The organism is Serratia sp. NPDC087055, assembly GCF_044900985.1.
Taxonomy (GTDB): Bacteria; Pseudomonadota; Gammaproteobacteria; order Enterobacterales; family Enterobacteriaceae; genus Serratia.
Genome location: NZ_JBJDOG010000002.1, coordinates 290464 through 316726, shown reverse-complemented (window position 1 = coordinate 316726; position 26263 = coordinate 290464). Strand labels below are relative to the sequence as shown.

Here is a 26263-nt window from a genome sequence, read left to right as displayed (position 1 = left end):
CCAGAACGTCAGACCCAAAGCACTGACTGAAGTCAGTGATTGGGGCGAGCGCTCGCAGCCAACACAGATGCAGCATCAAGAATGACGGGTATATAAAATAAAACTAGGGATTTGATTATGATACAGCAAACACTAAAACGCCGTTTTTCACTGCTGACGATGATGTTTATCGCCTTGTTAGCCCTTGCCGGCTGCCAGAGCAAACCGCAGGGCTTAACCCCTGAGCAAATTGCGCTGTTGCAGTCACAGGGATTCAAACTGACGGATAACGGCTGGGAATTTGGACTGTCCGACAAAGTACTGTTTGGTAATAACGTCGGCAAGCTGAACCCGGAAAGCACCGAAACGGTACAAAAAATGGGTCGCGCACTGATGAGCGTTGGCATCACCCAATTCCGTCTGGACGGGCATACCGACAATTACGGTGAAGACAGCTATAACGATCAGCTGTCGCTGCGCCGTGCCGATGCCGTCGCCGACTTGCTGGCCAGCGTAGGCATTCCTCGCGCCAATATTGAAACGCGGGGTATGGGCAAGCGCGATCCTGTAGCCGATAACCGCACTTCCAGCGGTCGTGCGGAAAACCGCCGCGTCGCGATCGTCGTCACGCCTTAAGCAACCAATATGCGCCTTCACGGGCGCATAAAGAGTTATACTTGGCGATCGCGGAGTGATGTCTGGGATCCGCTTTCGAAACGGGCTACACTCCGCAGCCAGACATCCTATCTACCCCAAATAATTGGCGTTGCATCGCGACGGCAACTAAATGCATCCCCGGAGCGTACGCGTAGTCCGTGACAGGGGTAAATGCAGGCAGCCAACTAAGATGCAGCACCAAGTATGACGGGTATAAAAACTGATATAGAGAGGCTAGAGCAACGTGGCTCAATACGTCTATACCATGCATCGCGTCGGCAAAGTGGTTCCGCCGAAGCGTCACATCTTGAAAAATATCTCTCTGAGCTTCTTCCCTGGCGCCAAAATTGGTGTGCTGGGTCTGAACGGCTCGGGTAAATCCACCCTGCTGCGCATCATGGCTGGCATCGATACCGATATCGAAGGTGAAGCTCGCCCGCAGCCAGGGATTAAAATCGGCTACCTGCCACAGGAACCGCAACTGAACCTGGAGCATACCGTCCGCGAGTCGGTCGAAGAGGCGCTGGCGGAAGTGGTTGGTGCTCTGAAACGCCTGGATGAGGTGTACGCGCTGTACGCTGAAGAAGGCGCTGACTTTGACAAGCTGGCCGCTGAACAGGGCCGCCTGGAAGAGATCATTCAGGCTCATGATGGCCACAATCTGAATACCCAGCTTGAGCGTGCCGCCGATGCGTTACGCCTGCCAGAATGGGACGCGAAAATCGCCAACCTTTCCGGTGGTGAGCGTCGACGCGTAGCGCTGTGCCGCCTGTTGCTGGAAAAACCGGACATGCTACTGCTCGACGAACCAACTAACCACCTGGATGCTGAATCCGTGGCTTGGCTGGAACGCTTCCTGCACGACTTCGAAGGTACCGTTGTGGCGATCACGCACGACCGTTACTTCCTCGACAACGTGGCCGGCTGGATCCTCGAGCTTGACCGTGGTGAAGGTATTCCATGGGAAGGTAACTACTCTTCCTGGTTGGAACAAAAAGACGCTCGCCTGGCACAGGAAGCCTCTTCTGAAGCCGCTCGTCGTAAATCCATTGAGAAAGAGCTGGAGTGGGTTCGTCAGGGCGCTAAGGGCCGTCAGTCTAAAGGCAAGGCCCGTTTGGCGCGCTTTGAAGAGCTGAACAGCACTGAATACCAAAAGCGTAACGAGACCAACGAACTGTTTATCCCACCTGGCGCACGCCTGGGGGATAAAGTCGTTGAAGTCAGCAACCTGCGTAAGTCTTACGGCGACCGCGTGCTGATTGACGATCTCACCTTCGCAGTACCTAAGGGCGCGATTGTCGGCATTATCGGCCCGAACGGCGCCGGTAAATCGACGTTGTTCCGCATGATGTCCGGTCAGGAACAGCCTGATTCCGGCAGCATCGTGTTGGGCGATACCGTTAAGCTGGCCTCGGTCGATCAGTTCCGCGACAGCATGGACAATGCCAAAACCGTCTGGGAAGAAGTCTCCGGCGGTCAGGACATCATGCGTATCGGCAACACTGAAATGCCAAGCCGTGCCTACGTCGGCCGCTTTAACTTCAAGGGCGTCGATCAGGGCAAACGCGTAGGCGAGCTGTCCGGTGGTGAGCGTGGCCGCTTGCACCTGGCCAAGCTGCTGCAGGTTGGCGGCAACGTGCTGCTGCTCGACGAACCGACCAACGACCTGGACATCGAAACCCTGCGCGCGTTGGAAAACGCCCTGCTGGAATTCCCAGGCTGCGCGATGGTTATCTCGCACGACCGTTGGTTCCTTGACCGTATCGCCACCCACATTCTGGATTACCAGGATGAAGGCAACGTCGAATTCTTCGAAGGCAACTTCACCGAATACGAAGAGTACAAGAAACGTACGCTGGGCGCTGAAGCGCTTGAGCCACATCGTATCAAGTACAAAAGAATCGCCAAGTAATCCGAAAGGCGCCGCATGCGGCGCCTTTTTTAATCCCGCGCCAGCTCGCGGGCGTAATCGTCAAATACCGGGTGTTGCAGCACAACGTCAATAAAACAGGCCAGCGCCGGCGAATTCAGCTTGCGGCTCGGATAGACCAAATACAGCTCATTACCTTCTGCCTGCCATTCCGGCAGCACTTCTACCAACTGCTTCTGCGCGACCACCTCACGGCTAAGAAATGCCGGCAAGAGGGTTATCCCGGCCCCGGCAATGGCACATTCACGCGCGTACAGCAGGTTATCGGTAATATGCCGCGTCGGCAGCTGCCAACGGAAATATTCATCCCCCCGGCGCAGGTTCCAGGCCGGCCAGGAACTGTGTGCAATACACCGATGCTGCTGCAACTGCTGCGGGTGAAGGATCGGTGAGTGCTGCGCCAAATAAGCCGATGAGGCCAGTAAATAACGTGGCGCATGGCCCAAACGGCGGCCAATCAGTGAAGAGTCCTGTGGCTTGCCGGTCCGCAGCGCTGCGTCATACCCTTCCTGCACCATATCTACCATCGCATCAGACACCGACACTTCCAGTGAGACATCTGGATATTGGCGTTGAAAATCCGCAGTCAGCCGCGGTAACAAGGTTGCGCCTAAGCCTGCGGGGGTCGATATACGTAACCGGCCGCTGGGATTATCACGCAACCGTTGCAGCGCCAGGTCTGCCCGTTCGGCGGCGGTGAGCATTTCCTGACAGTGTTCCAAATAACGCTCACCGGCAAAGGTCAGGTTGAGCTGACGGGTGGTGCGATTCAGTAACCGCAGGCCCAGCGTTTGTTCCAATTGGCTAATCCGCTGGCTGACGCTGGATTTTGGCAAAGCGGCGCGTTTGGCGGCGGCGGTAAAACTGCCGCACTCGGCCACCAGCGCAAACAGCGCCATGTCCTGTAACTGTTTAAACCGCATTGTTCACCTCAAACGAACACTTAGTTAGTTATTGTCCATCTTATCACTCCCCATCAAGAGGTCTACACTGTGGCTATTCATTCGAAAGGAGCACAGTCATGCCGATTAAAGCCATTGCCGTAGACCCAAAAAACCCCGCAGCCTTCATTGAGATCACCCCGGAAAAGCCCACTCCCGGTCAATACGATCTGTTGGTGGACGTTAAAGCGGTGTCGGTCAATCCGGTGGACACCAAGGTCCACGCTGGCCTGCAAAAAAGTGGCCTGCAACAGCCGCGCATCCTCGGCTGGGATGCCAGCGGTATCGTGGTTGACGTGGGCAGCAGCGTCAGCGGCTTCAAACCCGGCGACGAGGTCTGGTACGCCGGCGATATCACTCGTCCAGGCAGCAACAGCACCCTTCAGTTGATTGACTCTCGTATCACGGCCCACAAGCCGCGCAGCCTGAACTGGGCAGAGTCCGCCGCCATGCCGCTGACTGCCCTGACCGCCTGGGAGGCTTTGTTCGAACACCTGAAAATTCAGGACGCGGCAGCAGGGAAAACCCTGTTGATTATTGGCGGTGCCGGTGGCGTGGGTTCGCTGGCGATCCCCTTTGCCGCACAGCGCAGCCAGGTGAAGGTGATTGCAACCGCCTCACGCCCGGAATCAGCAGCCTGGTGCCTGGAGCGCGGCGCCGATCTGATCGTTGATTATCACGATCTGAAAGGCAACCTTGCACAGCAAGGCATTGAGAACGTGGATTATATTCTTTGCCTGAACGACACCGACGGTCACTGGAAAGCAATGTCTGACTTGATCGCGCCGATGGGCCACATCTGCACCATCGTAGAAAATGCGCAACCGCTGGACCAGAGCGCCCTGAAGTTGAAAAGTGCGGCACTGCACTGGGAATTAATGTTTACCCGCAGCATGTTCAACACGCCGGACATTGCCCAGCAAGGTGAGATCCTCAAGCACGTCGCGCAGCTGCTCGACGAAGGGAAGTTAAGCACCACCCTGAGTGAGACGCTGCATGGGTTGACGGTAGACAACCTGACCGCCGCGCATGAAAAACTGCGCGACGGCCATATGCAGGGCAAATTGGTGATTGTTTACTGATGAGGCAAAGCGCGTGGCGTTATGGCGTCACGCGCCTTTTCCGGCCGCACAAAAGCAATGCACACCGGTTGCGGCGCAGCTTTAGGATCGGCTTGGAACGGCAGGCTTTGCTGCACGTCAATGCGTATCTTGGGCCAACTGGCCAGAGCGCCATCGAAATCCGTTTGCTCACAGGACTCCCCCAAGTGACCAAACAGCACGGCCCCGTGCTGCGCAATCTGCGCATAACTGACATGGGCGTTATAAATGTTCGGCCGCTCATGATTGGACCAACGCGTAATCGTCTCCGGGCGCGAAGCGGCATACACCGTCATCCATTGTGATAAATAAGCGCCACCGACATAATTTAATTCCATTCCGTAATGTTGCAACCAACGCTGTTCAACTCCAGCACTGAACGCCTTGATCCCCACCATCTTTTGCCCGGCATTACGCACGTTGCCGACCATGATGGCGGCATAACCCAAATAAATCACCAGCGCTGCGCACATCATCCCCACGACAGCACTGCGCAACGAACGGTGAGGCGGTTGTTTTACACAACCCACCAACAACGCGGGAGCCAACACAAAGAAAGGTTGCAGCCACTCAGTCAATCGGCCCCCCACATTGAAGGAAAACCAGAAAGTAATAATGCCCAGCGGCAACAGATAGATGCCTAACAGCACCCGCATCGAAGGATCGTCAGGCCAGGCCAGCACCGCTCCCGCACGTCGCAAAATCAGCCACAGGAACAATGACGGATAAAACACCAACAGCAGCGATTGCAGCATATCCAGGTTTAACTGCATTTTGACTTGCGAGTCGACCCACTTGAATGCGGCAAAGTCATGCTGCCACAGCCAAACCAGGTTTGGCACGACAATAGCCAGCCAAGCAGCAACTGCGAGGTAAAACTGAGGCTGTCTGTAGCAGCGGCGAATATGGGGTATAAACAGCGTCGACAGGAAAGCGAAATAAACAAATGCAAAGGTTGAGTACTTCGCCATCGTCGCCAAACCCGCCGTGACGGCAAACGCCAGCCACCAGTTAGCGGAACGGGTGATCGCCAGATGAAAGCACAGCATCATCCAGGGCCACAGCATCACCAGCAAATAGTTGTCGTTATAGGGGATAATATCGAAATTAATGATGCCTGAGAGGTTCAGCGTCAACAGTGCCAACCAAGCCAGCCGGGTGCTGCCACTCAGGTGCCGCGCCAGAAGCCATACCCCCAGCATACCTATGGCGAGTGCCACAAAGTGGCTCGCATACCAATAGATATTTAACGGCAACCAGGGCAACCAAATCACCGGGTGCATCGCTACACCCACTAGCCACGGGTTTTTCGGCGAGCCCCACTCTGCATTGATGCCCCAGTTTACGGCTTCGACAGCATCGTAAGGCACGGTTGGATCGAGGTGAACAGTCAGCAGTGTCCAGGCAGCGGCATAGAACAGTAACCAGATAGCAAGTAAGCGATACGTCATAGTCTCTACGGCATTTGTTTCGACGAAACGCTTAACCTAATAAATGATTAATGAACCTTAACTAAACAACAGTGAAATCCAGCGTTTAACGGCTAATTTTGCCCAGGTGATCACACATTGGGCGACATCAACCAATGACGTGCTGATTTTCAGGTGCCGCTATCAAACGGCTGGCGTCGGCCGCCAACAGCTGTTTTACCAAGTCGACACAGCGCAGGAAACGCTCGTCATAGCCGCTGGATTCTACGTGCACGTACTCGATATTATTGGCGCGCAGCATCTCCTCCAACAACTGCTGGAAGGCTTTGCGATCGTTGGGATTGCCGAGGCTCCGCAGGCCGTCCGCCACCCATGGGGTGTTATTTTCCAAGAGTATCACCAGATCAAACCGATACTCATCAATCAGCGCCTGCACAAAGGGGTGCTCCCTGCCTTCGTACTTCTTGCAGAATGCCTGGGTGGTAACAAAGTCAGTATCGATAAACGCCACTTTATTGGCATATTTAACCGCGAAATCAACGTATTGAGCCTGACCCAACGCGATCTTGTCATAGTCAGAATACTGCAACGCCATTTCATCACCACCCAGGTGCGAGAACACATAGTCGCGGCCATATTCCCAGGCGCTGGTGGTATTAAAAATGTTCGCCAGCTTATTCACCAACGTCGATTTGCCACTCGACTCACCGCCGAGAATCGCCACGGTGCGGACAAAGAAGGGTTTCACTTCGGTCGGGATATAGTCCCAATAGCGGAACGGATCCTGGCGGATCTGGCTGCCGCTGATATTCATAAATGAACGTTCTGGATCGATCAGGATGGTTTCAATCGCCAAATGTTCGCGATAACGCGGGGCGTCCTGCGCCTCGCTGGAATAGATAAAACTCGGCACGATGGCTTTCTGTTCCAGAAAAGCTTTCATCCCGTCGCTCCATACATTCCAGCCGTGCGGGTAGGGTTCAATACCCTGCTCGTCGAATGAATGAATATGGATGTTTTTCTGGTACTTGAAGGTTTGCAGTAGCCAGCGCAGACGATCGCTGACCGTCGGCTGCTGCGACATCGAGCTATTGTCGAACAGCTCCCGATCGCGCGGTTCGTCGTGGCACAGGATCACGTGCAGTTCATCTACCTGGCTGCAGGCACGTTGAATCAGGTAAATATGGCCAGTATGCAGAGGGTAAAATTTACCAAACACCACACCGACCTTTTTCTCACGACGCGGAAACTCCAGACCCAGATAACGGTGTAGCGCTTCCAGTTTCTGGGCGCTCGGGCTTTTGATTTTGTCGTTTAACAGCTGGCTAAGATAGCCTTTGGTCATGCCACTGGCATCTGCCACCTGTTGCAGGGTACAGTTCTTCTGCTTAATCGACGCCTTCAGGTAATCAAATTGCCGCATAGCCCCTCCGTTTAGTATGCTAAACAAAATAGCATAATCTTCACCCCGCGTGGCAATTAATAAAACTGTTCCAGCACGTCAAGTGCATCCGCCAGCTTCTTCACGCCGAACACCTGCATGTTGGCCGGCGGTTTTTTCGGTACGTTGGCGTGCGGTACGATAGCCCGTTTGAAGCCATGCTTGGCCGCCTCAGAAATACGCTCCTGACCACTGGGCACCGGACGGATTTCTCCCGCAAGACCGACCTCACCAAACACCACCAGATCGTTTGGCAGCGGGCGATCTCGCAGACTGGATACCAGCGACATCAGCAACGCCAAGTCGGCGCTGGTTTCACTCACTTTCACCCCGCCGACGACGTTAACAAAGACGTCTTGATCGGACATCTGCAAGCCACCGTGGCGGTGCAACACCGCCAGCAAGATAGCCAGGCGGTTTTGCTCCAGGCCAACCGCCACCCGCCGCGGGTTGGACATCATGGAATGATCGACCAGCGCCTGGATCTCTACCAGTAACGGCCTTGTGCCCTCCCAGACCACCATAACCGAACTGCCTGAGGTCACCTCATCACCCCGGCTCAGGAAGATGGCCGACGGGTTGCTGACCTCACGCAGACCTTGTTCGGTCATGGCGAACACGCCCAGTTCATTCACCGCACCGAAGCGGTTTTTGTGGCTGCGCAAGGTACGAAAACGCGAATCGGCATCGCCGTCCAGCAGTACCGAGCAGTCGATACAGTGCTCCAAGACTTTCGGCCCGGCCAGAGAACCGTCTTTGGTCACGTGGCCAACCATCACTATCGCCACACCGCGTGTTTTGGCAAAGCGCGTCAGATAAGCGGCAGTTTCACGCACCTGTGCCACACTGCCCGGCGAAGACTGAATATCCGCCATGTGCATCACCTGGATGGAGTCAATCACCATCAGCTTTGGCTGCTCCTGCTCGGCGATCAGGCAGATCTGTTCGATACTGGTTTCCGACAGCATATTCAGGCCCCCCGTCGGCAAACCGAGACGGTGGGCACGCATGGCAACCTGTTGTAAGGATTCCTCACCGGTAACGTACAGGGTCTTCATTTGTTCGGACAGTTTGCACAATACTTGTAATAGCAACGTACTCTTACCGGCACCGGGATTACCGCCAATCAGGATCGCGCTGCCCGGCACCACGCCCCCACCCAGCACGCGGTCAAACTCAAGAAAACCGGTAGAGAAACGCGGCAACTCTTCGAGACTGATATCCGACAACTTTTGCACTTTGCTGATGCCAGCATCGCCGGCATAACCGCTAAGGCGCTCGTTGCGAGAAGAAGAAGACACGGCAGCCAGGCGCACTTCTGTAATGCTGTTCCAGGCGTGACAAGCGCTGCACTGCCCCTGCCAGCGCGGATAATCAGCCCCACACTCATTACATACAAACGCCCGTTTTGCTGCTTTTGCCACGTATTACCTCAATCATTTTTTATACCCTAGATAATTGGAGTTGCATCAAGGCAGCCAGTGCGGGAATCCTCAGGAGCTTACTTAGGTAAGTGACTGGGGTGAGCGCACGCAGCTAACGCGGAGGCAGCTTCAAGTATGACGGGTTTAGCGAACTTCGTGTTTCAGGCTGCCGGTCAGTACACACAGCACACCGATAAGGTCAGCATGGCGAATCGACACCTGCGCCTTCTCATACACTTTCGGTTTGGCGTGATAGGCGATGCCTAATCCGGCAACCTGCATCATTTTCAAATCGTTGGCACCGTCGCCGATGGCGACAGTTTGCTGTATTGGGATGCCCAGCTTTTCGGCCAATGCAACTAACGTATCCGCTTTGAACTGCGCGTCGACTATCGGCCCCAAAACGTCACCGGTCAGCTTGCCGTCACGGATTTCCAGCTCATTGGCCGCCACCGCGACCAATTTCAGTTTGTCGCGCAGGTACTCGGCATAATAAGTGAAACCACCAGAAGCAATCGCCACATGCCAGTCCATTGCCTGTAACTTACGCACCAGGCTGATCAATCCAGGCATCAACGGCAACTCATCACGCACCTGCTTGAGAATATTGGCGTCGGCACCTTTAAGCGCACCTACGCGCTGGCGCAGGCTGGCAGTAAAGTCCAATTCGCCTCGCATCGCACGTTCGGTGACTTCCGACACTTGCTCGCCCACGCCTGCCAGTTTGGCTATCTCGTCAATGCATTCAATCTCAATTGCGGTCGAATCCATATCCATCACCAGCAACCCTGGAGTGCGCAGATGCGGGATCTTGCCGAGCGGCGCCACATCCAGCCCGCTCTCTGCCGCCAGCAGCTTGGCGCGCGCCGTCAACGTACCGGCCAGACGCACAACCTGATAATCCTCAACACACCAGGCGGTCACGATCACCATCGCCGCACCCAACTTACGCTGGAAATCGGTGATACGCGTTTTGTTCAGTTCTCTGCCATATAATAGCCAACCGGTATGACCCGCCCGATAATCCAGCGGCATCACTTCGTCACCGCTCAGCGAAAGGGGAAGACCCGGCCATTGAGAGATCTCTGCCGGGAGATCGCAATAGGTCAGACTATTCGACATCCTTAACTCCTGAAAAAACACTGCATGATAAAACGACGCATCAAGCTATCCTATCGCTATTGCTTCTGGCAACATAAAGTGTCCAAGATGCCCAAGGAACCTGCATGGCTCGCGCTAAACTGAAATTTCGCCTGCACCGCACTGCTATTATCCTGATTTGCCTGGCTTTACTGGTTTTGTTGATGCAGGGTGCGTCCTATTTTAGCCTGAGTCACCAGTTGGCGCGATCCGAACAGGTGGAAGAACTGGCCCAAACGCTGACCAAACAGGTGGCGTCGAGCCTTGCTCCCCTGATGGACGACGACAGTGATGTCGACAATCAGCGCATCAATGCCATTCTCAAACAGCTCACCGATCACAGCCGTATTCTGGACGCCAGCGTCTATCAGCTTGACGGCACATTGATTTCCCATGCCGGTGAACAAATAAGTATACGCGATCGCCTGTCGCTTGATGGCAAACGCGCCGGGAGTTACTTCAACCACCAACTGGTGGAGTCTATTCAGAGCAAAGACGGCCCGATTGGCTTTATCCGCATCACGCTCGATACCCACGTGCTGGCAACTGAATCCAAACAGGTGGACAACACCACCAACCTGCTGCGCCTGATGATCCTGCTGGCGTTGGCGATCGGCATTATTCTGGCCCGAACCTTACTGCAACACCGTCGCAGCCGCTGGCAACAGTCACCGTATCTCCTGACCGCCAATACCCCTTTGGATGAGGGTAACACGGTGGAAAATGACGATGACGAACAGCCGGAAGAAAAGAAAGAAGAGAGGAAGCCTTAAACCGGCAGACAGCCAGTTTAAGCCATGCGCTGGATGTGTTCGTTCAGCCCCTGAACCTGTTTCAGCATCTGCTTGGCAATATCGCGGAACGCTTCGCTGATCGGTTCATGTTGTGACACACGTTGCCAAAACTCCAGCGCCATCAATTCGGCCTGCCGCCAAACAGCACCTTTGACCTCATGGCCCAGTCGGATCTCCACCGCTTGATGACGCATGTTACCGCTGCTGGTTGGTGCAAATGCCATTGGCAACATATCATACAAAGGTGCTAAAACCACTGGCCGCTGTTCGGGGCGTAGAAACGACAAGTTACCCTGATGCATATCGCTATTGGCAATCAACCTGCCAAATGCCCAATACAGAGCCATTCTCTGACAGGTATGGCGATCTATCACACCCTGTTTCAATAACCCTTCAGCCGCCGTGGCCCAATTGGCATTACCACTACCGCTAAACTCGGCATCCAATGCTTCCAACGAAACCATCGCCACCCGACCAAAGGGACCGATGCGATCGAACCGTTCAATTTCCAGAAAACACTGCCGATCTTCACCCAGCAAGATGTCACTTTGTGCCGCAGGCAACCCCGCCTCCGCCACGACCTGCAACGCCAGTGACTCTGCAATAAGCAAGTCGCTCCAACGCTGAGCATTAGGGTTTGTCGGAACCGAACTGAACTTAACCAGCACATGACGACATCGGCCGCCCTTCAGTTCAGCATAAGCGATAAACTTGGGTTGCTCGCCACCGGCAGACGATCCAACCAGTTCCCCCGCCAACGCCTGCTTAGCCAGTTCCGCGTAACGAGTATTTTTATCCAATACCGGTACAGCGCTCTCTGGACCCCTTACCAACCAGCGTTGATAGCTGCCATTGCCGGGCAGTAGGTTGCCGCTCATGTCGTCACCAAAGTGGCAAAGCGCCAATAGGCGCTGATCTTCATTCCAGAGCTGCGTATCTTCCGGCAAACGCAGTACTTGCGAGACGGCTTTCCCCCAGGCTCGTCCAAGAAAGCCTATCGGTCGCAGATCGTTTAGGTACCAAGGCAAACCGTCATAAAGATGCCACTCGCCATTTTGCTCATGCTGAACGGCATAGCAGCCCGCCGGATAGACAGGATAAAGTGTGAGCAGCTTAGAAACCTTGCCCAGTTCATCCACCTGATACAGCGGAAAATACGACTCCCCTCCCACAACCCGGCACAATGCATAGCGGGTGGCGCGACCTTTGCCAACGGCCAATACCCTGCCCGCCAGGTCGCGAATACGGCGCGACAACGTTGGTTGGCTAATGCCCAACGCATCGGTAAGCACTTTTGACGCAGCCGGGCCATTCCGCAGAACCTGCTCAAGGGTAGTCATAATTGAATAGATTGGTGAATAGATTGATGAATAGATTAATAGCGCTAATTACCTATAAGGTAAAGTTTTTCAAATAATAAGTGGGGCAGGATGAATAGATTTATCCGAGGCGCGGCAGGGTGCCGCGCCCGCAGTGTTATTACGCTTTGTCACCCAGCAGTACAGATTCCAGCGCGATAACGATCATTTCGTTAAAGGTGGTCTGACGCTCTGCCGCGGTGGTCGCTTCATGACGCAGAATGTGGTCTGAAACGGTACAAATGGTCAGTGCTTTACAGCCGAACTCTTCGTACATCTCCGCAGCCACACCGTAGATGCCGGCGGCTTCCATTTCCACACCCAGGATGCCGTACTTCTTCATCACCTGGAACATGTCTGGATCTGGCGTGTAGAACAAATCAGCAGAGAAGATGTTACCCACGCGCGCCGGGATACCCTGCGCTGCCGCTGCGTCTACTGCGTTACGCACCATGTCAAAATCGGCAATCGCCGCATAGTCATGATCCTTGAAACGCATGCGGTTCACTTTGGAATCGGTGCAAGCACCCATACCGATCACCACGTCACGCAGTTTGACATCGTCACGAACCGCGCCACAGGAACCCACACGGATGATTTTCTTCACGCCGAATTCGGCAATCAGTTCACGCGCATAAATGGAGCAAGATGGGATCCCCATACCGTGGCCCATGACAGAGATCTTACGACCTTTGTAAGTCCCGGTGAAGCCCAGCATACCGCGCACGTTATTCACTTCCACCGCGCCTTCCAGGAAAGTTTCCGCGATGTATTTTGCACGCAGCGGATCGCCCGGCATCAGTACTACGTCAGCGAAATCACCCATTTCAGCATTAATATGCGGCGTAGCCATAATTGTCTTCCTTTAGAAATCGTATTGAATAAAAACGTCAAACATCCAAACCATTGAACGCCAAACCGCAGTGTTCTCACTCGCGGGCGAGTCCCCAGCCACTGACTTGAGTCAGTCACTGGGGCCCACGCATAAAGCTAATAACGCTGCAGCTTGAAATAGGGGGCTTAGAGCATGGATTTACCGTAATCCATCGGTGACACGCCAAAGTAGCTGGCGACCGTCTGGCCGATGTCGGCGAAGGTCTCACGGTGACCCAATGAGCCTGGTTTTACTTTCGGACCGTAAACCAATACCGGAATGTGCTCACGGGTATGGTCGGTGCCCGGCCAAGTTGGATCGCAACCGTGGTCAGCGGTGAAGATAATGATGTCTTCATCTTTAACCAATTTTAACAGCTCAGGCAGGCGGCGGTCGAACAGCTCCAATGCTGCGGCATAGCCTGCAACGTCACGGCGGTGGCCGTAAGAGGAGTCAAAATCAACAAAGTTGGTGAACACAATGGTGTTGTCACCGGCTTTTTCCATTTCGATCAGGGTTGCATCAAACAACGCGTCGATACCGGTCGCCTTGACCTTCTTGGTGATGCCCACGTTAGCGTAGATATCGGCAATTTTACCGATCGACACCACTTCACCACCCTTCTCGTCCACCAGCTTTTTCAGCACGGTAGGGGCAGGTGGTTCTACTGCCAGATCATGGCGGTTACCGGTACGCTGGAAGTTGCCCGGCTTGTCGCCCAGGAAAGGACGCGCAATCACGCGGCCGATGTTGTAACCGCCTTCCGTCAGCTCTTCACGGGCGATTTCACACAGCTCATACAGACGGTCCAGGCCGAAAGTTTCTTCATGGCAGGCAATCTGGAACACTGAGTCAGCAGAGGTGTAGAAAATCGGCTTGCCGGTTTTCATGTGCTCTTCACCCAGTTGGTCGAGGATCACAGTGCCGGATGAGTGGCAGTTGCCGAGATAGCCGGGCAAATTGGCACGTTCAACCAGTTTGTCCAGCAGTTCTTGTGGGAAGCTGTTGTGCTCGTCGCTGAAATAGCCCCAGTCGAACAAGACCGGCACACCGGCGATTTCCCAGTGGCCTGACGGCGTATCTTTACCAGAAGAAAGCTCGCTGGCATAACCGTAGGCACCAATGATATCCGCATTGCGATCCAGCCCTTGCGGGAAGGTGCCAGTGGACTCTTCCGCCGCTTTACCCAAGCCCAAACGGCTCAGGTTAGGCAGTGTCAACGGGCCCTGACGGCCAACGTTGGCTTCACCGCGCGCGCAAACATCGGCAATATGGCCCAGCGTATCGGAACCCTGATCGCCAAATTTCTCAGCATCTTCGCTTGCGCCAATACCGAATGAGTCTAATACCATAATAAATGTGCGTTTCATCATGCTCTCCTGTATACCCGTCGTCTTTCAAGCCGCAGGTGTGTGGGTTGCCTTCACTCACCCCAGTCACTGGATTTACCAAGCTCCTGGGATTCCTTCCGTTGCCGCCTACCTGCACCTTGAAATTCATTGGGTATAGCGGCAGCGAGTTTGGCTACCGCTATAAATGTTGTAAAGGTAATACTTATTCCGAAATGCGTTTGTAAACTACCGGCGTCTCTTCCGGTGCTTTGTCGCTTAGCGTCATGGCACTGCGGACCGCTTCGGCCGCCTGCTGCCAAGTTTCTTCGTCGTTGGCATGGATCACCGCCAGCGGCTGCTGAGTATCCACTTTGTCGCCCAGACGTGCCATGCCAGTCAGGCCCACGCTGTAATCAATACTGTCGGTCGCACGACGACGGCCACCGCCCAGTGACACGACAGCCATGCCCAGCGCGCGGGTATCCATCGCGCTGATAATGCCCTGCTTCTCGGCATAAACGGGCTTGCTCAGGGTTGCCGCAGGCAGATAGCTGTCGTAACGCTCAACGAAATCGGTCGGGCCTTGTTGTGCAGCCACCATCCGACCAAACACCTCTGCTGCCTTACCATTGTCCAATACCGCCTGGAGCTTGGCACGCGCATCGGCGTCGTCTTTCGCCAGCCCACCGGAAAGCAACATCTCCACGCACAACGCCATGGTCACTTCCAACAGGCGTGGGTTGCGGTATTCACCGGTAAGGAAGCGCACCGCTTCACGCACTTCCACCGCATTACCCGCGCTCGAAGCCAGTACCTGGTTCATGTCTGTCAGCAATGCCGTGGTTTTGCAGCCCGCACCGTTGGCCACGCCAACAATCGCCTGTGCCAAGTCAGCCGACAACGCGTAAGTTGGCATAAAGGCACCAGAACCGACTTTAACGTCCATCACCAAGGCATCCAGGCCTTCTGCCAGCTTTTTCGCCAGAATAGACGCGGTGATCAGCGGGATAGAATCCACGGTCGCGGTAATGTCACGGGTCGCGTAGAAACGCTTGTCCGCCGGTGCCAGCGAGCTGGTTTGGCCGATAATCGCAACGCCTACGTCCTGAATAATCTTACGGAAGGCATTGTCGTCCGGGAAAATATTAAAGCCCGGGATGGCCTCCAGCTTGTCCAATGTCCCACCGGTATGGCCCAAACCACGGCCAGAAATCATTGGGACATAACCGCCACATGCGGCGACCATGGGACCGAGCATCAGCGACGTCACATCGCCCACACCGCCTGTGGAATGCTTGTCGACTAAAGGTCCATTCAGCGACAGACTTTTCCAGTCCAGCACGGTGCCGGAATCACGCATTGCCATGGTAAGCGCCACGCGCTCCGGCATGGTCATATCGTGGAAATAAATGGTCATCGCCAGCGCGGCGATCTGACCTTCGGAAACCACATTGTCACGGATCCCATTGATGAAAAAGCGGATTTCCGCTTCGCTCAACGGCTGACCGTCACGTTTCTTACGAATAATTTCTTGTGCCAGGAACAAGGCATCCCCCTGTTTTAGCGAATGTAGGGTGCAGGCAGGCGCCGTATCGCGCCTTGCCGACGTAATCGATCAGTAACCGCTACCGGACGTCTCGGCACTGTGGCCCAGCGTCGTCAGCAGGCTGGCTAACAAGCTGGACGCCCCGAAGCGGAAATGACGCGCATCGGCCCAGCCTTCACCCAGAATACGATCGGCAAGTTGCAGATAATGCAGCGCATCTTCCGCCGTACGAACACCACCGGCCGGCTTAAAGCCCACGGTTTTGGCGACATTCATATCGCGGATCACCGACATCATTAGCTCAGCACTTTCCAGCGTCGCGTTGACGGGCACTTTACCGGTAGAGGTTTTGATAAAGTCAGCACCGGCCTTGATGGCAATCTCCGACGCCTTACGAATCAGATTCGCCTGCTTTAGCTCACCGGTTTCGATGATCACTTTCAGCAGGACATTAGCCGCCTGACAGACCTGTTTGCACTGTTTTACCAGTTCAAATCCCACTTGCTCATTACCGGCGAGCAACGCGCGATAAGGGAATACCACATCCACTTCATCAGCACCGTAGGCGATAGCCGCACGGGTTTCCGCCAGCGCGATGTCGATATCGTCGTTGCCATGCGGGAAATTGGTTACAGTCGCAATGCGGATATCCGGCGTCCCCTGTTCGCGCAACGTTTTACGCGCTATAGGGATAAAACGCGGGTAAATACAGATGGCCGCCGTATGGCCTGCCGGGCTGTTCGCCTGATGACACAACGCGATCACCTTCTCGTCGGTGTCATCATCGTTCAGCGTGGTTAAATCCATTAAGGTCAGCGCACGTTGCGCTGCTGCGGTTAGTTCGGTCATAAAACTCTCCAACTGAGAACCTGGATGTTGGCGAGCGGACTTGGTTCCTTGAAGACAGCGCTGGGGAACAGAGCTCCCACGGCGGCCACTGAGATCCTTCTCACCGCGCATGACCCTTCGTTTCGTGTAGGGTCAGTAATAGCTATTTGAACACGATCGCCCGGGGCGATTCGCGCTCACAGTCACACTATATGAAATAACACTGTAACAGGCCGGAATTATATGTGAAGAGCATCACAAAATAACGCGATATCGTTCACAAATTCGCTAAAGAAACGGACAAAGACAACGGGCACAGCATCTGTGCCCGTCTTAGAGTATAGGCGGAGTCCTGCCATAGAGCATGTTGCGCCAGGGCAAGACAGAACCTGGCTTACAGTGCCAAGAAGAACCCGGCAATGGTTGCGCTCATTAAGTTGGAGAGCGTACCGGCAGCCACGGCTTTCAGACCGAAACGCGCAATATCGTGACGACGGTTTGGCGCCATGCTGCCTAAGCCACCCAGCAAGATCGCCACCGATGACAGGTTGGCGAAGCCGCACAGTGCAAAGGAAATGATGGCCTTGGTATGCATAGACAGCACCTGCAGCCCGTCAGCCGCAACCACATCGTCTGGACGCAGGTAAGCGCCAAAGTTCATGTAGGCGACAAATTCATTCACGATAATCTTCTGGCCGATAAACGAACCGGCAGTCATCGCTTCATGCCATGGCACACCAATCAGGAAGGCGATCGGTGAGAATACCCAACCCAGAATCAGTTCCAGCGACAGTTGCGGATAGTCGAACCAACCGCCAATACCGCCGAGAATACCGTTCAACAACGCAATCAATGCGATAAACGCCAACAGCATCGCACCGACGTTCAGCGCCAATTGCATGCCCGAAGCCGCACCGGAAGCCGCCGCATCGATCACGTTAGCCGGGCGATCCTCTTCGGCGATCAGCTTCATCGCATCGTCTTTATCGTGGGTTTTTTCGGTTTCTGGCACCATCAGCTTGGCAAACAGCAATCCACCCGGCGCTGCCATGAACGACGCGGCAATCAGGTATTCCAGCGGCACACCCATCTGGGCGTAACCCGCCAGCACTGAACCGGCGACCGAGGCCAGGCCACCACACATCACGGTGAACAATTCAGACTGGGTCATGGTAGCGATATAGGGACGTACCACTAGCGGGGCTTCGGTCTGGCCAACGAAGATGTTGGCGGTTGCAGACAGCGACTCGGTACGTGAAGTACCCAGCAGTTTTTGCAAACCACCCCCCAAAATACGAATCACCAGTTGCATGATGCCGAGGTAATAAAGCACCGCAATCAGCGAGGAGAAGAACACGATTACCGGCAGCACGCGCAGTGCGAAAACAAAACCGCCGCCGCCGAAGACTTCAAACATCTTGTCGGAAACCAAGCCGCCAAAGATAAATGAAATCCCTTGGTTGCCATAAGCGATGACGTTAGCGACACCCGCCGACATACCGCCAAGAATGGCTCGGCCAACCGGGACATACAGCACCAGCGCGCCGATGGCGACCTGAATAACAAATGCCCAGACAACGGTGCGCAATTTAATCGCGCGGCGGTTGCTGGAGAGCAGCACGGCAATGGCGATCAGCGCCGCCATACCGACCAGGCTCATGATGAGTTGCATGCAAAGTATCCCTGTTGCGAAAAAAAGAAATGCATCCCTGTCCGGTAATACCGCGAGGGTTGCTTATGAGTGATTTCGGGATGCGATTATACGGAGCGAAGCCGCACCCGCACCGATTTATGTCACAAATGTATACAACAGGAAGCAAATGAAAATCTTATAACGTGATGGGCATCACATTTATGACGGGTTTACATCTCAGAGCTTAAACAGGGTGTGAGTGTTGTGTTGCAGATGGGCCGCAATATCATCGGGAGATTCAGCACGCAGTTGGCATAACACCTTAAATACCTCTGCGGCACGCTCAGGGCGGTTGGCCTGGCCTTGATAACCGGCTAGCGGCATATCCGGCGCATCGGTTTCCAGCAGTAAAGAAGTTAGCGGCAGTTGGGCCATGACGTTGCGGGTTTTCTGCGCCCGCTCATAACTGATGGTGCCCCCGACGCCGATGTAATACCCCAGACGAATGAACGCTTGCGCTTGCGACAAGCTGCCGGCAAAGCCATGCACCACGCCACAACGCGGCACCGGGGTACGGCGTAACAGTGCAGCCAACTGATCGTGGCTACGACGAGAATGCAGGATCACCGGCAAATCGTATTGTTTAGCCAGCGCCAATTGGGCCGCCAACACCCGCTGCTGCCGTTCAAACTGCGGGTTTTCCATATACAAATCGAGGCCGATCTCCCCCACGGCGACCAGCTTCGGAGGTTGGCTTGCCAGGAATGCCGCCAGTTGCTCGAGTTCAGGCTCCTGATGCTGGGCAATATACAGCGGATGCAGCCCCAGAGCGGCAAACAGCGGTGGGTATTCGCGCGCCAGCTTCAGAACCCGGGCAAAGCGATCGGCGGTCACCGTCGGCACGATGATCCGTCGCACGCCCGCCTGTTCGGCAAGAGCCAGGCTTTCTGGCTCATGGCCGTAAAACGGCGGAAAATCAAAATGGCAGTGTGTGTCGGTGAAGTCGTGACTCACAACTGTCCCCCTTCGCCCGGCGGCACGTCGCCCGGCAGGATAATATCCATCGCAGCCAACTTGGCTTCCGGTTGTGCCGCAAGATCGCGCGGGTGTGTGACGTCGGTAATGATCGGTGAAGGCATGACAACGTTTTCCGGTTGGATCAAACGGCGCGACAATACCTTTTTCACCTTCATGCCATCCAGCTTATCCTGTTGAACCAACCAGTGACCGACGGTTGCCAGGAAGTAACGTCCACAACGGCGACCCAAGTGATAGTCCTGATTAAGTGACGTCAAACGGCTGCCCAAGGCATTACTGGCCAACGGCTTTGGTGGGAAAATTTCAAAGATACGCAGCTTGCCGGGCGGTTTCTCAATAAACTGCTGGATGCGGTGATAGCTTTGCTCATGGTGTTGCAGGATGCGCACCATCTGTTGCAGGCTACTCTCGCTCAGCCAGTGCTCCATGCGCTTCATCCACTGCGGCGTGTAGTACATCTGTGACGGCACGGTGCGTATCACCACAATGGTGTCTGCGCCGCGGCGATAGGCCTCTTCAACCGGAATCGCGTCACTGATACCGCCATCCTGATAGCTCACGCCATCGAGTTCCACCCCCATCCGGTAAAAACCAGGGATGGCGCTGGATGCCTTGATGGCTGGCAACCAGTTTTCGCGCTGTGCAGACAGGTAGGTGGGCTCAAAATCATCGCTGCGGCAAGCGCACATCAGGAGTTCACGGCCATCGATCAGGTGCTTTTCCGCCACGTCCATTGCCAGCGGCAGCTGTTGCGACGTAGTGTCGATGAGCCAGTCAAGATCAATCAAATGCCCGCCGCGCACAAAACGCAGCGGATTGAAGAATTCAGCAGAGGTGGTATAACGCGTGATCACTCGCCGGGCGTAACCCATCTGGCCACAAATAAAAGCCGAGAGATTTTGCGCGCCGGCAGAAGTGCCGATCATCAGATCAAAAGGATTAAAGCGGGCACGCTGAAACTCGTCCAGTACGCCGGCGGTAAAAATACCGCGCTGCCCGCCCCCTTCACATACCAACGCCATTTTACCGGGCCGGTAAGGTTTATACGCCAGCGGTTCTATATTGCCGAGCGTGATGGGTATTCTGTATCCCAACCCTGAATCCTCAGTGAGACGTTTTACCCGAGGATACCTCGTCTTGCTCTCTTCCGTAATCCTCTTGCAGTACACCAGAGAGGCAGTCATTGCTTCCCATCAGCCAAATGCAGTCATTGTCGGACCACTCTGCCAATGCTTGGCAGGCCCGGCCCTTCAACTGTTTCCAGCGTCCGAGAATGATATCGCTGTTCATGACTGGCCTCCCTACTGCGAGAAAACGGATTAAGCTTTGTTACACTTTGTCTTAAGAAGCTAAGGACGTCGGCGGCCGGTAAACAGGCTGACCAGGAACAGAATGATCCCAACGACGAAGACGATTTTTGCTGCCCAAGCGGCGGTACCCGCCAGCGTCCCAAAACCCAACGCCGCAGCAATCAATGCAATGACTAAAAAGATAATGCCCCAACGAAACATAAGCTTCTCCTTACCATAGTGAAAAAACACATCGCAGCCTGTGCCCTTGTCAGGCTCTCTCAGGTTACAGGTCAGTTTCTTTTTTTGATGGTGCATCCTGGGTTAACCTCACGACCAACCCAGGATTTGGTGCTTGTTGTCACGTGTTCTAAAAATTTATGGTTTAACGACCAGGTCGTTCTTAACGCTTTTCACGCCGTCGATAGCCTTGGCGATGCTTTCAGCACGCTCAGACTGCGCCTGGCTTTTCACTTCACCGGAAAGCTGCACGACACCGTCGGTGGTTTCCACTTTCACGTTACGCGAAGGCACGATGTCATCGGCCAGCAGTTTAGCTTTCAGTTCGCTGGTGGTCGCAGTATCACCGGCATAGGCTTTCATGGATTGCTTGCTTTCATCTTTCACGTGCAGCTTGTCGCTGACGGATTTAACGCCTTCAACCTTACCGGCCACTTCTACCGCATGCTCGGCCTGCGCTTGGCTACCGACAAACCCGCTCAGGGTGACGGTCCCTTTCTCGGTTTTCACCGAGATATCGCTGCTGGTGATGGTTTTATCATCCACCAACGCACTTTTAACTTTAGCCGTTGTTGCGCTGTCATCCATGTAGCCGTCAACTTTTTTCATGGAGCTATCGATTTTGGCACCCGCACTATCAGCGGCACTCGACGCTTTATTGAGCAGCGTATCTTCAGCCAGCGCGCTGCCACTAACCAGAACGGAACCCAAAACAACAGCCATCAGTGATTGTGCAAATTTAGTATTTTTCATCGATCTCTTCCTTTGGTTGTGAACCCAAAATGGTGACGGATTCTTCAGCCGCCATAACGCGGCCCATTCAGTAAATACTTCACAATTTCTATACGATCAAATATTCACGTAAAACGATTGTTGCCACATTTGGACTGTTGCAACGGCTGTGCCAACTTTAAAATTAACTTTAAAATCAATAACAAAACAAAAACCGCTTACTTTTCAAACTAAAAACTGTCGTCTATTAACGACAACCTCTGCCCGTAAAATCGATGTTATCGCTATGTTATTGATATTTATAACATCATACTGTCTCTAATTGGCAACAGTACCGAACAACTCGCTACAGTTATAAGCAAATTCAGTGAATTACGCTTACCCAACAGTTAGCGCCCTGTTAAATATAGACCATATGACAAAAAAAGCAGGTAAGGCCGGGAAATTGCTGATGATGACAAGAGAGAATGAACTGATGAGGGGAATTTACTAATTAGCAGGCTGAGAGGGAATTCAATAGCAGCAGGGCGCCCTAAGGCGCCCTGCTGTTCTGTTAGTGCTCGCGCGTTTTGCGGAACACCACTTCAGGGTAACGTTCCTGTGTGATGTTCAGGTTAACCATGGTTGGCGCGATGTAAGACAGGTTGTCTCCGCCGTCCAATGCCAGGTTAAGTTCACACTTACGTTTAAATTCTTCAAACTTCTTCACGTCACTGCATTCAACCCAGCGGGCGGTCGACACGTTGACGGACTCGTACAAGGCTTCAACGTTGTATTCGCTTTTCAGACGCGCTACCACCACGTCGAACTGCAGCACACCCACCGCGCCAACGATCAAATCGTTGTTGGCAATCGGACGGAAGACCTGTACAGCCCCTTCTTCAGATAGCTGAACCAGACCTTTCAACAATTGTTTTTGCTTCAGCGGATCACGCAGACGAATGCGGCGGAACAGTTCCGGTGCAAAGTTTGGAATACCGGTGAACTTCATATCTTCACCCTGGGTGAAGGTATCGCCAATCTGAATGGTGCCGTGGTTATGCAACCCAATGATATCGCCAGGATAGGCTTCTTCCACGTGCGAACGGTCGCCCGCCATGAAGGTCAGTGCATCAGAGATTACGACGTCTTTACCGGTACGTACCTGACGCAGCTTCATGCCTTTTTCATAGCGGCCGGAGACCACACGCATAAAGGCAACGCGGTCACGGTGTTTAGGATCCATATTGGCCTGAATCTTAAAGACAAAACCGGTGAACTTCTCTTCGGCAGCGACCACTTCACGGGTGCTGCTTTGGCGCGGCATCGGCGCAGGGGCCCAGGCAACCAGACCGTCAAGCATATGGTCCACACCGAAGTTACCCAGTGCGGTACCAAAGAATACCGGCGTCAAATCACCGCTGAGGAAAGCATCTTGATCAAACTCGTGGGATGCGCCCTGCACCAGCTCCAGCTCTTCACGCAACTGCGCAGCCAGATCCTCACCGACGGCAGCGTCCAGTTCTGGGTTGTCCAACCCTTTGACAATGCGCACTTCTTGAATGGTGTGGCCTTTACCGGTCTGATAAAGGTAGGTTTCATCCTTATACAGGTGGTAAACCCCTTTAAACAGCTTGCCGCAGCCGATAGGCCAGGTGATCGGTGAGCAGGCGATTTTCAGCTCACGCTCAACTTCGTCCATGACTTCCATTGGATCACGGATATCGCGGTCCAGTTTGTTCATGAAGGTCAGGATCGGGGTATCGCGCAGACGGGTAACTTCCATCAGTTTACGGGTACGATCCTCAACCCCTTTCGCCGCGTCAATCACCATCAAACAGCAGTCGACAGCGGTCAGGGTACGATAAGTATCTTCGGAGAAGTCTTCGTGTCCCGGGGTATCGAGCAGGTTAACCAAGCATTCGCGATACGGGAATTGCATCACCGAGGTCGTAATGGAAATACCACGTTGTTTTTCCATCTCCATCCAGTCGGATTTGGCATGCTGGTTTGAACCGCGGCCTTTTACCGTACCGGCGGTTTGTATCGCCTGTCCGAATAACAACACCTTTTCGGTAATGGTGGTTTTACCGGCATCGGGGTGCGAGATGATGGCGAAAGTTCTTCTTTTCGAGACTTCGCGGGCAAATTCACTAGGAGACATGTTTTTCAGATTCTACAGTTAGTCCGCCCTGCGAAAGCATCAGAACGCGCCGATCGCGGCGCCAGGCAAAGCGGTAAATAAAAGATAATAGCCGGGTATTTTCGCTGATTTGTCAACCGGTGACAATCAATGCTTTTCCCGGCGGAGAAGTTAGAAGCGGGCTACCCGCTAACCTAGCGGCAGCGCCATCACAATCGCATCTTCACGGCCATGGGTGCCTGGGTAGTAATTCCGGCGGATGGTCACTTCGTTGAAGCCGAGATCTTCGTACAACGCGATGGCAGCACGGTTAGAAGCGCGGACTTCCAGCCACAACGTCACTACGCCACGGGTTTCCAATTGGGCAATGAGCGCCTCCAGCAGCTGGCGGCCGAACCCCCGACGTTGCCAGTCTGGATGAATGGCAATGTTGAACAACGTAGCTTCATCCAGCACGATCTGGGTAATGGCAAAACCGGCCATCTGCCCGTCGGATTCCAGCTTCAGATTCAGATAGCGGTCGCCCTGATTGCTGGTAAAGGTGGCCTGTGTCCAGGGAAAGGCGTGGCTGGCTTGCTCAATCTTGAAGGCTGTGGCCAGATCGGCCGCGTTCAGGGTAGAAATAGTGTTCATGATGACAAATCTGCTGCCAGAGTGCGCGTTTGGCACTCGCATCGAGAGAGAGCTCGGCCAATGCCGGGCTATATAGCTGCGCGCCGGCCACCGCAAGTGGCTCCGCAACGCCCAACCGCCAACTGTTGCATTCGGTGTCCTCAGGCAGCATAGCCACCTGATCCGGCGTCAGGCCGTAGGTTTGCGCCGGGGTCAATCCCAGGCTGCGCAGCACGTCGCAAAACAGCGGATCGTTATGCTCAGGCAAGGTCTGCGCCACAACCAGCAAGCGCACCTCGGGTGGCAGGCTGACCGCGACTTCGCCCTGCAACACGCCCGGGCGGCGCAATGTCCACTGCGTAATACCCAGTTGTTGTAACAGCCAGTCGCGTTTTGATGCCATGCCGATTCCTGTCAGGATCTACCTGTTGTGGTGCGCCATGCCTGCCATGCGCCGCGCTATGCTAACAAACCCGCACGGCCTGCGCCAACATCCCGTCATCTTTCATCTTAACGGTACTCTTTATACCCAATAGCTTTCAAATTGCAGGAAGGCGGCAAGCGAGTGAATCCCCAGCAGCTTACTCAAGTAAGTGACTGGGGTGAGGTCGCGCAGCCAACACACCTGCGATTTGAAAGATGACGGGTATATAAACCCGTCGAACATATCGCCACAAAGCTCTATAATCCCCGGTCTAATTTCTAGGAGCCAAAACCTGATGTCTGCATTAACCCCCGCCAGTGAAGTTATGCTGCGCCACAGTGATGAGTTTATCGAACGCCGCGTTCTGTTTGCCGGTGACCTGCAGGACGCCCTGCCGGCCCAATTCGAGGCCGCGGATGTGCGTGTCCATACCCAGCAGTACCATCACTGGCAGTTACTGAACCGGGCGATGGGTGACAACGTGCAGTTCGGTCTGACCGTGGATGCCGCGTTCGTCGCCGAGTGCGATACGCTGATCTACTACTGGCCGAAGAGCAAGCAGGAAGCCCAATTCCAGTTGTGCAACATTCTGGCATTGCTGCCCGTAGGCGCTGATGTGTTCGTCGTCGGCGAGAACCGCAGCGGTGTTCGCAGCGCGGACCAGATGCTCGAAGACAACACCACACTGGTTAAAATCGACAGCGCTCGCCGCTGTGGCCTGTATCACGGTCGTCTGGATACGCAGTCCGAATTCGCACTGGAAGACTGGTGGGAAAGCTATCAATTACACGATCTGGAAGTGAAAACACTGCCGGGCGTGTTCAGCCGTGACGGCCTGGACGTTGGGAGTTCGCTGCTGCTGTCTACTCTGGATAAACACATGAAAGGCAAAGTGCTGGACGTGGGTTGCGGTGCCGGTGTCATGGCGTCAGTGTTGTCCAAAATGTCACCAAAGATGAAGCTGACCCTCAGCGACGTCAACGCAGCCGCTATTGAATCCAGCCGTGCAACCCTGGCTGCCAACGGCATTGAAGGTGAAGTCATCGTCAGTAACGTCTATTCCGACATTACCGGCCGCTTTGATTTGATCATCTCCAACCCGCCGTTCCATGATGGCCTGCAAACCAGCCTGACAGCGGCCGAAACCTTGATCCGCGGCGCATTGAAACACCTGCCGATTGGTGGCCGCCTGCGCATCGTGGCCAACGCCTTCCTGCCGTACCCGGACATTCTGGACGCCACCTTTGGCAGCCATGAAGTGCTGGCACAAAACGGCCGCTTCAAGGTTTATCAGGCAACCGTAGCCCGTGCGCCACGCGATACCAAGAAGAAGAAATAAGTCGGATTTCGCCCGTTAACCCCGGGTATCAGGGCGCCGCGTTCATACGCGGCGCCCTTTT

24 protein-coding genes are annotated in these 26263 nt (G+C 54.4%); 5 read left to right on the top strand and 19 right to left on the bottom strand.

Annotated elements, in window-relative coordinates:
• Positions 1-117 precede the first annotated feature (117 nt).
• Positions 118-615, top strand: a complete 498-nt coding sequence (locus tag ACI2J2_RS15260) for an OmpA family protein (RefSeq protein WP_037420612.1) — start codon at positions 118-120, stop codon at positions 613-615.
• 265 nt (positions 616-880) lie between these two features.
• On the top strand, positions 881-2548 hold the full coding sequence (gene ettA, locus ACI2J2_RS15255; RefSeq protein WP_037420609.1) for an energy-dependent translational throttle protein EttA: 1668 nt from the start codon (positions 881-883) through the stop codon (positions 2546-2548).
• A gap of 29 nt (positions 2549-2577) precedes the next feature.
• On the opposite strand, the gene ACI2J2_RS15250 is transcribed toward ettA, so the two are convergent.
• Positions 2578-3489, bottom strand: a complete 912-nt coding sequence (locus ACI2J2_RS15250) for a LysR family transcriptional regulator (RefSeq protein ID WP_209634942.1) — start codon at positions 3487-3489, stop codon at positions 2578-2580.
• A gap of 98 nt (positions 3490-3587) precedes the next feature.
• On the opposite strand from ACI2J2_RS15250, the gene ACI2J2_RS15245 reads away from it, so the two are divergent.
• A complete protein-coding gene (locus ACI2J2_RS15245) occupies positions 3588-4589 on the top strand; it encodes a zinc-binding alcohol dehydrogenase family protein (RefSeq protein WP_404760388.1) in 1002 nt (333 codons plus the stop codon).
• On the opposite strand, the gene ACI2J2_RS15240 is transcribed toward ACI2J2_RS15245, so the two are convergent.
• The 4 genes from ACI2J2_RS15240 to serB form a co-directional block, all read right to left on the bottom strand.
• Complete coding sequence (locus ACI2J2_RS15240) at positions 4583-6058, bottom strand: glycosyltransferase family 39 protein (protein WP_404760387.1); 1476 nt, start codon at positions 6056-6058, stop codon at positions 4583-4585. The genes ACI2J2_RS15245 and ACI2J2_RS15240 overlap by 7 nt on opposite strands.
• Positions 6059-6185: 127 nt before the next feature.
• Positions 6186-7460 carry a multifunctional transcriptional regulator/nicotinamide-nucleotide adenylyltransferase/ribosylnicotinamide kinase NadR gene (gene nadR / locus ACI2J2_RS15235; protein WP_209634937.1) on the bottom strand — a complete coding sequence of 425 codons (1275 nt, stop codon included), beginning with the start codon at positions 7458-7460 and terminating at the stop codon, positions 6186-6188.
• Between the two features lie 56 nt (positions 7461-7516).
• A complete protein-coding gene (radA, locus tag ACI2J2_RS15230) occupies positions 7517-8902 on the bottom strand; it encodes a DNA repair protein RadA (RefSeq protein ID WP_020825123.1) in 1386 nt (461 codons plus the stop codon).
• 144 nt (positions 8903-9046) lie between these two features.
• Positions 9047-10024, bottom strand: coding sequence for a phosphoserine phosphatase (gene serB / locus ACI2J2_RS15225; protein ID WP_209634935.1), 978 nt, complete (start codon positions 10022-10024; stop codon positions 9047-9049).
• A gap of 104 nt (positions 10025-10128) precedes the next feature.
• Here serB and ACI2J2_RS15220 point away from each other — a divergent pair, with 104 nt between their 5' ends.
• On the top strand, positions 10129-10815 hold the full coding sequence (locus ACI2J2_RS15220; RefSeq protein ID WP_265555820.1) for a YtjB family periplasmic protein: 687 nt from the start codon (positions 10129-10131) through the stop codon (positions 10813-10815).
• A gap of 17 nt (positions 10816-10832) precedes the next feature.
• On the opposite strand, the gene yjjJ is transcribed toward ACI2J2_RS15220, so the two are convergent.
• The 14 genes from yjjJ to ACI2J2_RS15150 all read right to left on the bottom strand — a co-directional run bounded on the left by yjjJ (position 10833) and on the right by ACI2J2_RS15150 (position 24842).
• On the bottom strand, positions 10833-12176 hold the full coding sequence (gene yjjJ / locus ACI2J2_RS15215; RefSeq protein WP_404760386.1) for a type II toxin-antitoxin system HipA family toxin YjjJ: 1344 nt from the start codon (positions 12174-12176) through the stop codon (positions 10833-10835).
• Positions 12177-12315: 139 nt separating this feature from the next.
• Positions 12316-13047 (bottom strand): purine-nucleoside phosphorylase, encoded by a 732-nt coding sequence (gene deoD / locus ACI2J2_RS15210; protein WP_061807400.1) that lies wholly within the window; start codon positions 13045-13047, stop codon positions 12316-12318.
• Between the two features lie 167 nt (positions 13048-13214).
• Positions 13215-14438, bottom strand: coding sequence for a phosphopentomutase (gene deoB, locus ACI2J2_RS15205; RefSeq protein ID WP_209634929.1), 1224 nt, complete (start codon positions 14436-14438; stop codon positions 13215-13217).
• Positions 14439-14622: 184 nt separating this feature from the next.
• Positions 14623-15945 carry a thymidine phosphorylase gene (gene deoA / locus ACI2J2_RS15200; protein ID WP_209634926.1) on the bottom strand — a complete coding sequence of 441 codons (1323 nt, stop codon included), beginning with the start codon at positions 15943-15945 and terminating at the stop codon, positions 14623-14625.
• 69 nt (positions 15946-16014) lie between these two features.
• Complete coding sequence (gene deoC, locus ACI2J2_RS15195) at positions 16015-16794, bottom strand: deoxyribose-phosphate aldolase (protein ID WP_404760385.1); 780 nt, start codon at positions 16792-16794, stop codon at positions 16015-16017.
• 373 nt (positions 16795-17167) lie between these two features.
• Positions 17168-18433: a NupC/NupG family nucleoside CNT transporter gene (locus tag ACI2J2_RS15190; protein WP_209635291.1), complete on the bottom strand. Its 1266-nt coding sequence runs from the start codon at positions 18431-18433 to the stop codon at positions 17168-17170.
• A 210-nt stretch (positions 18434-18643) separates the two neighbouring features.
• Positions 18644-19420, bottom strand: coding sequence for a TatD family hydrolase (locus ACI2J2_RS15185; protein WP_209634921.1), 777 nt, complete (start codon positions 19418-19420; stop codon positions 18644-18646).
• Positions 19417-20538, bottom strand: a complete 1122-nt coding sequence (locus tag ACI2J2_RS15180; RefSeq protein ID WP_404760384.1) for a patatin family protein — start codon at positions 20536-20538, stop codon at positions 19417-19419. Before ACI2J2_RS15180 ends, ACI2J2_RS15185 begins: the two co-directional genes overlap by 4 nt.
• Positions 20539-20548: 10 nt before the next feature.
• Positions 20549-20734 carry a stress-response protein gene (locus tag ACI2J2_RS15175; protein WP_209634914.1) on the bottom strand — a complete coding sequence of 62 codons (186 nt, stop codon included), beginning with the start codon at positions 20732-20734 and terminating at the stop codon, positions 20549-20551.
• 59 nt (positions 20735-20793) lie between these two features.
• Positions 20794-20955 (bottom strand): DUF1328 domain-containing protein, encoded by a 162-nt coding sequence (locus ACI2J2_RS15170; RefSeq protein ID WP_004955572.1) that lies wholly within the window; start codon positions 20953-20955, stop codon positions 20794-20796.
• Between the two features lie 156 nt (positions 20956-21111).
• Positions 21112-21726, bottom strand: a complete 615-nt coding sequence (gene osmY / locus ACI2J2_RS15165) for a molecular chaperone OsmY (RefSeq protein WP_209634911.1) — start codon at positions 21724-21726, stop codon at positions 21112-21114.
• A 532-nt stretch (positions 21727-22258) separates the two neighbouring features.
• Complete coding sequence (gene prfC / locus ACI2J2_RS15160) at positions 22259-23848, bottom strand: peptide chain release factor 3 (RefSeq protein ID WP_209634908.1); 1590 nt, start codon at positions 23846-23848, stop codon at positions 22259-22261.
• A gap of 168 nt (positions 23849-24016) precedes the next feature.
• A complete protein-coding gene (rimI, locus tag ACI2J2_RS15155; RefSeq protein WP_209634904.1) occupies positions 24017-24460 on the bottom strand; it encodes a ribosomal protein S18-alanine N-acetyltransferase in 444 nt (147 codons plus the stop codon).
• Positions 24405-24842, bottom strand: coding sequence for a DNA polymerase III subunit psi (locus ACI2J2_RS15150; protein WP_037424156.1), 438 nt, complete (start codon positions 24840-24842; stop codon positions 24405-24407). The genes rimI and ACI2J2_RS15150 overlap by 56 nt, the downstream gene beginning before the upstream one ends.
• 316 nt (positions 24843-25158) lie before the next feature.
• Between ACI2J2_RS15150 and rsmC the strand changes: the two genes are divergently transcribed.
• Complete coding sequence (gene rsmC / locus ACI2J2_RS15145) at positions 25159-26202, top strand: 16S rRNA (guanine(1207)-N(2))-methyltransferase RsmC (RefSeq protein ID WP_404760383.1); 1044 nt, start codon at positions 25159-25161, stop codon at positions 26200-26202.
• The last annotated feature ends 61 nt before the right edge of the window (positions 26203-26263 follow it).

Excerpts from the sequence above, each read along its gene's own strand:
- deoD (WP_061807400.1), bottom strand. The coding sequence starts at position 13,047 with ATGGCTACGCCGCATATTAATGCTGAAATGGGTGATTTCGCTGACGTA.
- ACI2J2_RS15190 (WP_209635291.1), bottom strand. The coding sequence starts at position 18,433 with ATGAGCCTGGTCGGTATGGCGGCGCTGATCGCCATTGCCGTGCTGCTC.
- yjjJ (WP_404760386.1), bottom strand. The coding sequence starts at position 12,176 with ATGACTACCCTTGAGCAGGTTCTGCGGAATGGCCCGGCTGCGTCAAAA.
- rsmC (WP_404760383.1), top strand. The coding sequence starts at position 25,159 with ATGTCTGCATTAACCCCCGCCAGTGAAGTTATGCTGCGCCACAGTGAT.
- ACI2J2_RS15170 (WP_004955572.1), bottom strand. The coding sequence starts at position 20,955 with ATGTTTCGTTGGGGCATTATCTTTTTAGTCATTGCATTGATTGCTGCG.
- ACI2J2_RS15245 (WP_404760388.1), top strand. The coding sequence starts at position 3,588 with ATGCCGATTAAAGCCATTGCCGTAGACCCAAAAAACCCCGCAGCCTTC.
- ACI2J2_RS15240 (WP_404760387.1), bottom strand. The coding sequence starts at position 6,058 with ATGACGTATCGCTTACTTGCTATCTGGTTACTGTTCTATGCCGCTGCC.
- ACI2J2_RS15220 (WP_265555820.1), top strand. The coding sequence starts at position 10,129 with ATGGCTCGCGCTAAACTGAAATTTCGCCTGCACCGCACTGCTATTATC.
- deoB (WP_209634929.1), bottom strand. The coding sequence starts at position 14,438 with ATGAAACGCACATTTATTATGGTATTAGACTCATTCGGTATTGGCGCA.
- serB (WP_209634935.1), bottom strand. The coding sequence starts at position 10,024 with ATGTCGAATAGTCTGACCTATTGCGATCTCCCGGCAGAGATCTCTCAA.
- osmY (WP_209634911.1), bottom strand. The coding sequence starts at position 21,726 with ATGAAAAATACTAAATTTGCACAATCACTGATGGCTGTTGTTTTGGGT.
- nadR (WP_209634937.1), bottom strand. The coding sequence starts at position 7,460 with ATGCGGCAATTTGATTACCTGAAGGCGTCGATTAAGCAGAAGAACTGT.
- ACI2J2_RS15250 (WP_209634942.1), bottom strand. The coding sequence starts at position 3,489 with ATGCGGTTTAAACAGTTACAGGACATGGCGCTGTTTGCGCTGGTGGCC.
- deoC (WP_404760385.1), bottom strand. The coding sequence starts at position 16,794 with ATGACCGAACTAACCGCAGCAGCGCAACGTGCGCTGACCTTAATGGAT.
- rimI (WP_209634904.1), bottom strand. The coding sequence starts at position 24,460 with ATGAACACTATTTCTACCCTGAACGCGGCCGATCTGGCCACAGCCTTC.
- ACI2J2_RS15150 (WP_037424156.1), bottom strand. The coding sequence starts at position 24,842 with ATGGCATCAAAACGCGACTGGCTGTTACAACAACTGGGTATTACGCAG.
- prfC (WP_209634908.1), bottom strand. The coding sequence starts at position 23,848 with ATGTCTCCTAGTGAATTTGCCCGCGAAGTCTCGAAAAGAAGAACTTTC.
- ACI2J2_RS15175 (WP_209634914.1), bottom strand. The coding sequence starts at position 20,734 with ATGAACAGCGATATCATTCTCGGACGCTGGAAACAGTTGAAGGGCCGG.
- ACI2J2_RS15260 (WP_037420612.1), top strand. The coding sequence starts at position 118 with ATGATACAGCAAACACTAAAACGCCGTTTTTCACTGCTGACGATGATG.